The sequence below is a fragment of the Staphylococcus sp. 510 genome, from assembly GCF_057219715.1.
In genome coordinates this window covers 1-7153 of sequence record NZ_JBXVVK010000026.1, presented here as the reverse complement: position 1 = coordinate 7153, position 7153 = coordinate 1, and the positions used below count along the sequence as shown (strand labels likewise).

At 29.0% G+C, this 7153-nt stretch carries 6 protein-coding genes and 2 pseudogenes; 4 read left to right on the top strand and 4 right to left on the bottom strand.

The window, feature by feature from the left end:
- Nucleotides 1-652, top strand: a 652-nt coding sequence (locus tag AC2D8K_RS12140; protein WP_484698787.1) for an HAD-IC family P-type ATPase, incomplete at its 5' end; no start/stop codon positions are given.
- Between the two features lie 20 nt (nt 653-672).
- Nucleotides 673-840 (top strand): hypothetical protein, encoded by a 168-nt coding sequence (locus AC2D8K_RS12135; protein ID WP_002450453.1) that lies wholly within the window; start codon nt 673-675, stop codon nt 838-840.
- Here AC2D8K_RS12135 and AC2D8K_RS12130 read toward each other — a convergent pair.
- The 3 genes and pseudogenes from AC2D8K_RS12130 to AC2D8K_RS12120 form a co-directional block, all read right to left on the bottom strand.
- Nucleotides 837-948, bottom strand: a pseudogene (locus tag AC2D8K_RS12130) (DUF1643 domain-containing protein); the annotation flags it as partial. The gene AC2D8K_RS12135 and the pseudogene AC2D8K_RS12130 sit on opposite strands and share 4 nt — an antisense overlap.
- A 41-nt stretch (nt 949-989) precedes the next feature.
- A pseudogene (locus AC2D8K_RS12125) lies at nt 990-1207 on the bottom strand (SAUGI family uracil-DNA glycosylase inhibitor); the annotation flags it as partial.
- A gap of 623 nt (nt 1208-1830) precedes the next feature.
- Entirely contained in the window at nt 1831-3195 is a 1365-nt protein-coding gene (locus AC2D8K_RS12120) for a YqeG family HAD IIIA-type phosphatase (RefSeq protein ID WP_002450454.1), read from the bottom strand.
- Between the two features lie 134 nt (nt 3196-3329).
- Here AC2D8K_RS12120 and AC2D8K_RS12115 point away from each other — a divergent pair, with 134 nt between their 5' ends.
- Nucleotides 3330-3992 carry a hypothetical protein gene (locus AC2D8K_RS12115; protein WP_002450455.1) on the top strand — a complete coding sequence of 221 codons (663 nt, stop codon included), beginning with the start codon at nt 3330-3332 and terminating at the stop codon, nt 3990-3992.
- A gap of 68 nt (nt 3993-4060) precedes the next feature.
- A complete protein-coding gene (locus AC2D8K_RS12110) occupies nt 4061-4225 on the top strand; it encodes a hypothetical protein (protein ID WP_002450456.1) in 165 nt (54 codons plus the stop codon).
- Between the two features lie 1099 nt (nt 4226-5324).
- Here the strand turns inward: AC2D8K_RS12110 and putP are convergent.
- Nucleotides 5325-6863: a sodium/proline symporter PutP gene (gene putP / locus AC2D8K_RS12105; protein ID WP_002450457.1), complete on the bottom strand. Its 1539-nt coding sequence runs from the start codon at nt 6861-6863 to the stop codon at nt 5325-5327.
- Nucleotides 6864-7153: the final 290 nt, after the last annotated feature.

Below are 7153 nucleotides of genomic sequence, written 5' to 3'. Positions count from 1 at the left end.
GCACGGATTTGAATATGACAATGACTTATTTATAAAATTAGCACAACAAGGTAATTCAATCAGCTATTTAATTGATGAACAACAAGTCATTGGCATGATTGCTCAAGGAGATCAAATTAAAGAAAGCTCAAAACAAATGGTAGCTGATTTACTATCAAGACATATTACACCAGTCATGCTTACAGGTGATAATAAAGAAGTAGCAAAAGCTGTCGCAAAAGAATTAGGTATTAGTGATGTGCACGCACAACTCAAGCCAGAAGATAAAGAAAGTATTATAAAAGATTATCAACGTAGTGGTAAAAAAGTAATGATGGTCGGAGACGGTATCAATGACGCACCAAGTCTTATAAGAGCAGATATTGGTATTGCAATTGGCGCAGGAACGGATGTAGCAGTTGAGTCAGCTGATATTATACTCGTTAAAAGTAATCCATCAGATATTATCCTTTTCTTGACCCTCTCAAATAATACTATGAGAAAAATGGTGCAAAACTTATGGTGGGGTGCAGGTTATAATATTGTTGCTGTACCTTTAGCAGCCGGGGTTTTAGCATTTATTGGCTTGGTTTTATCACCTGCAATAGGGGCTATTTTAATGTCATTAAGTACGATTATCGTTGCAATTAATGCTTTTACATTAAAATCATAATAAAAGGTAGGCGTTTTATTATGATTAAAAAATTATTTTTTATGATATTAGGGTCATTACTAATATTATCAGCTTGCTCCAATAATGATGAAAAAGATAAAGATACTAAAGATCAAAAAAGTGAGACCCATATGCAGCATAATGATGAAAGTAAAGTTCCTGAAGATATGAAATCGACTAATGAATGAGGATACATGGTTATCACTGTACAAACAGGTTTCTTTTCATCCCAAGCGGTGTTGTTCATCATCGCTAAAAATGGCTTCTGTGTGTATTGTACTTTTGATTGTATTCATATATCGTCACTTCCTTTAGTATTCTTTTGGCAAAAGCATTACATAAGGAATGGATAGATACTTAGCTCATGTAGTTCATCATTGTAGTAGGTATAAGTTTCAAGTGTAAGATGTGCAAGTGGGGAATCATTAATAAAACGTTCGGGTAGAATATTTTTTGCTGCTTCCTCCAGTGCTTCACAGTCCCATGTTTCATTGTCAGATAGTTATAGAATAGATGAGTTATATATTGTTTGAGTTCTTGAGTGATTGTTTCCATATTATTGCCTCCTAGATAGTGTAATAGTGATGTAGTTTATATATATCATTGAAATAATATATATTTGATTTATCATTTATAACGAATCCCAGTGGAAATAAGGGGGAATTCCATATAAAAACTCGTGATAAACGTTGGTGTAACAAGGAAATTCCGGAATCTCACCTATTTTGACGAACAATCAACTCATTATTTATAAGTATTGATGATAGGGTTGGGCCTCTACTTCCTTATATATATTATTTATTTATAAAAAATAACGGGATTTTGGGATTGTGCTGGGACAATCCTTCTGCTTCTTCGAATCTGCAAAACCCATTCATTTCCCGGTAAAAAATCATTGTAGGATGTTCTTTAGCAATTTCAATATAAGCATCGTGTAGTTATGAAATAATTATTATCTCATTAGATAAGTGTTATTGAAATTGATAAAGAGAATTCTAAAAATGGTTAGATAAAATAAGTGAAAGAAGATAAGGAAAATTATTGGCTAAATAATAAGATATAGTGTTTGAGACAAAAATAAAAACGAAGTGCTAAAGAACACTTCGTCAAGTGAATGACAATTGTAATTGCCTAAATTATTATTCATATTGTTTTATGATAGAGTATATTGTTTAAAATTATTTAATAAGCTCTTTAGGTATTAGTTTATAATCAAACATGACTTTTGAGTTGTTATCGTAAACTAATCTTTTTTCTATAATTTCATCATTAAAAGGATCTATTGTATTTTTGAAAACTTTTGATTTACGATAGAACTTATTATTAATTTTGGTAAAGTGGTGATTTTCTTCAGTTAATTCATATTTATATTTAAATGGTTTTTCACTGCGTAGTTCAGCATGTAAATAATTGTTTTCTACCCAAATAAGAATTTGAACATTTTGATTTGTAATATTTTTAAATCTATAATCTACATAATTGTATGAAACTGAAGTTCCAGTACCAAAAGGTACACGTTTGCCATTATTAGGGGATAAAGCATCTGAATGAGTATGTAATTCAGTTACTTGCAATGGACTATGCATGATTAATAAATTTAATGTGTTAGCTAAGTTACATAGACCACCGCCTAAACCAGCTTGAACTTTATTGTTAACAATAACGCGTCCATCTCTATACCCTCTCTTTTTGTCTATTTTTCCAACCAGATTCCAAAAAGAAAATGTTTCTCCTGGTTGTATAATAATTTTATTTATCTTAGAAGCAGATAAGCTAATATTAAAAGATTTATTAAATTGTAAAACTGGATCAATATTTTTTCCTTCTTTTATTAAAAAAGAACCATATTTATAAACAGCATTCGGTAAGGGAGTATCTTGTTTATGATTAGCAAAATTAGTACTAGTTTTATAATTTTGAATATGACGTTTTAAAGTTTCTTTTTTTACAGCTAATAAATAGAAAAGAGGGTGAATTTCACTGAGTTTTTTTCTTTGTTTACTCATTTTATTATTGTTCTCCTTTTCAATATTAGGAAGACTTTTGAAGAAAACATTTTTTATTAAATAAAATTTTAATAAACTTTTCTCTAAATGTCTTTTTTTCCCAATTTTAGTATCTTCATCATGCATTAGGAAATTAACTAAAATATTTTTAATACCACATAAATTAGCGCCCAATATATCTGTAAATAATTGATCTCCTACCAATATTGCTTCTGAATAGTTAACATTTAACATTCTTAATGCTTTTAAATAACTTGCTCTATGGGGTTTATTTGCCATAGGGATAAATAAAGTATTAATATTTCGGTTAAAGTTAGAAATACGTTCGTCACTATTATTAGATAATAATAAAGTTTTAAAACCTAATTTATGGAGGTAGTTAAATAAATCATCTATCTCATGAGTAGTATCATCACCGTGTGGTACTAAAGTACTGTCAATATCAAAAATAATTGCTTTATAACCTAATAATTTTAATTTTTCATAATCAATTGAAAATACACTTTCTACTGTGGTTGAAGGATAGAGAAGATGCATAATAATAAACTCCTTTTTATATATAACACAATATGAATATTAAATTAATATTATTTGTAAGTCAATATTGTATTACTGTATCAATTTAATATATAGTATATTATGCTGAAATATAATTAAGAAGGGGAAATAAAGTGAAAAATGAATTAATAGTAATGTTGACTTATAATGATCTTACAGTGAAAAATGCATATCAAATATTTGAAGAATGCAAAGAATCTAAAGCAAAGTTGTGGGGATTCAAAGATTCAGGTATTCCTTTAAGTGAAATGAAAGAACTATTTTTATACATGAAAAAACAAGGTAAAACAACTTTTTTAGAAGTTGTTGAATACACAGAAGAATTGGGATTATTAGGAGCACAAATGGCTTTAGAATGCGGATGTGATATTCTAATGGGTACAGTTTTTTTCGATTCTATAAATGATTTTTGTAAAAAAAATGGATTAAAGTATATGCCTTTTGTAGGCAATGTATATAATAGACCATCAATTTTAGATGGAACAATTGAAAGTATCATAAATCAAGCAAATGAATATCTAGATAAAGGAGTCTATGGTGTAGATGTGTTAGCATATCGATTTGTAGGAAACATAGAACAATTAATCAAAAGGATAAGCACTGAGGTATCAGGGCCTATATGTATTGCTGGCAGTATAGGTAGTTATGAACAGTTAGATTTGATAAAATCTCATGCTCCTTGGAGTTTTACAATTGGAAGTGCATTTTTTGACAATAAATTTGATGGTACTTTCTTAGAACAAATAAATAAAGTATATGATTATATCAGAAAATAACTTTTAAATTATTTTATAATATTTAACTTTAAAATATAAGAACATTATATAAATATGTAGGTAATGATATGAAAGTAATTAAAACTTTAAGTACAACTACATTAACTGGAAATTTATTATTTACAGGTATTGGCGTAGCTAATTCGAATGAAGTACACGCTGCTGAAATTATTGGACTCCAAAAGGTAAAGGCGATTATTATGAAATTGTTAAAGCTAATAAATCAAATGTAGGTTCAGGAGTTATTTCGAGTATATAAAGATGGCGTAGTAAAAACTTCTTGGGGTGTCAATAATCCTTATGAAATAGTAGGTCAGTATCAATTAAATCAGTCATCAAATAATGTTCAAACTAATCAAACAGATAATAGAAATCAATAAACGAAACAAATAATATAATTGCTGGTGATGATAGTCAATCAACACAAACTACAAATAATAGTTATGGCATTAATAAGCTAGTACAATCAAGTACTACAGTACTACCAGAAACAGGTGAATAATCTAATTCAGGTGTAGTTATAATTATTGCTTCACCGTTATTAGCTGCGGGTTCATTATTAACATCTAGAAAAACATCTAAATCAAAATAACGATTTTGAATTATAATCTCTTCAAAGTTTAACTTTTTTCAAACTTTGAAGAGATTTTTTGTGGAAATTATCTTTAGTCATTATAAATCGTTACTTTTAATGGATGTTAATTAATAAAATTGATAAATCTTTATATTATTTTTTCTATTCTGTTTATTTTATGGTTTGAATAATTTCATAGATCACTATTATGAATAGTTGAGCGATTTTAATTCAGCTTCCTCTCTTATGATATTCATAAATAATGTATTTCTGCCATTTTCTCTATTACATAATTGAGTTAATATGTGTTTGATATCCCGTCGTCAATATAAGGAAATTCCAAGCAAGAACCCGTTACAAACGTTGATATGACAAAGAAATCCCGGAATTCCACCTATTTTGATGAACAATCAACTCATTATTTATGAGTATTGATGAGGAATGTATCTCTCTGCTTCCCTATATATATTATTTATAAAGAATAATGGGATTTTGGGATTGTGCTTGCACAATCCTTCTGCTTCATTGAGTAAGCAAATCCTATTCATTTCCTGGTAAAAAATTATTATGGGATGTTCTTTAGCAATTTCAATATAAGCTTCGTGTAGTAGTAGATAGATAATGCGATTTGCTACCATATTAGATAAGTGTTATTGAAATTGATAAAAACTATATACTTCAATAAAATGAAATTTGTAAATAAAAAAATAAGAGATAGAACCACAATTTCTTGTTCTACCTCTTTAAGTGATAAAGTGTTATTTTTCTTTCACAAGTTTTTTAACTTCTTCTAATTCTTTTTCAACATCTCTATCCGGTTTTTTAGTTATAAGACTTACGATATAAGTCACAATTAAACTTGTTAAAAATCCAGGAATAATTTCATATAAATTAAAGAAATCAATATGTTCTCCTAATGGTTTCACAAAAACAATCCAAATAATGACTACAACTGATCCTGATATCATACCAAAAATAGCTCCTGTACGACTTAATCCCTTCCAATAGAGAGATAATAATACCAGTGGACCAAATGCAGCACCAAATCCAGCCCATGCATTACCAACAAGATTAAGTATAGTATCATTTGGAGTCCATGCGATTATAATAGATATAATTGCTATAATAAGAACAGATAATCGACCTACTAATAAAAACTCTTTTTTATGTTTTTTTGCAGCTTCTTCGCCTCTAATTAATTTATAGAAATCCTCTGTAAGTGAACTAGAAGTAACAAGTAGTTGTGAGGAGATTGTGCTCATAATAGCTGCTAAAATTGCTGCAAGAAGGAAACCACCAACCAATGGATGGAATAAAATTTGGCCCATTAAAATAAAAAGTGTTTCTGGATCATTTAATTTAACTCCTCTATCTTGAACAAAAGCAATACCTATCAACCCTACACATACAGCACCTATTAAACTAATAGCCATCCAACTAATACCAAATCTTCTGGCAGTTTTTAATTGACTAACAGATTTGATTGACATGAATCGTACTATAATATGCGGTTGACCAAAGTAACCTAATCCCCAAGCAAAGAAAGAAATAATTCCCACAATAGTGGTCCCTTTAAATAAATCTAAATTAGTCGGTTTTAAATTTGCTGCTTGAGAAAAAGCATCAATACCTCCGAGCTGCATCATGGCTACAATAGGTACCATAACCATCGCAATTAACATAACTACACCTTGAAAGAAGTCAGTTAATGATACTGCTAAATACCCCCCAAAGAATGTATAAGCAATAACAATCACCGAAACTACAATAAGACCAATATGATAATCTAGACCAAACGCACTATTAAATAATTTACCACCTGAAACCATACCCGAGTGAGTATATAGTGTAAAGAATACAACAATAATACCACCAGAGATAATTTTAATAATATTAGAATTATCATTAAGGCGATGTGTAAAATAGTTAGGTAATGTGATTGAGTCATTCGCTTTTTCAGTGTACACACGAAGTCTTGGTGCTACAAGTATGTAGTTAACATAAGCTCCGATAGTTAACCCAATAGCTAACCAAGCTGCTGATAAACCTGTTGTATAAACCTCTCCAGGTAACCCCATAATCATCCAACCACTCATATCTGAAGCTCCAGCAGATAATGCAGTGACGTAAGGTCCTATATTTCTTCCACCAAGCATATATTCTCTTAAATCTCCGGTTGCCTGCTTATAACCATAATATCCAATAACAAGTAAAATTAGAAAATATACTGCAAGCATGATATATGTCCGCCAGTCAAGATTCACTTGGCTTGATAAAGATGTAGCTAAAACAAACATATTAAATAACTCCCTTATATTTATTTTTGTTACATACAATAATTATACAAAAAACAAGAGTTATTTAAAGGATAAATTTTAATTTTTGGTATTTAATGAATCTTATTAATTGTAAATACTATATTTATGTAGCAGTGACTATATTTTTAATATTAATTTTTAGTATATAATATTCATTGATTTTGTATATAACGATAATAAAAATAAATATACTATATTTGAGTAACATATAAATCGATATATTTGATTTGTCATTTATTAAGAATCCCGTTGACAATATGAGAAAATTC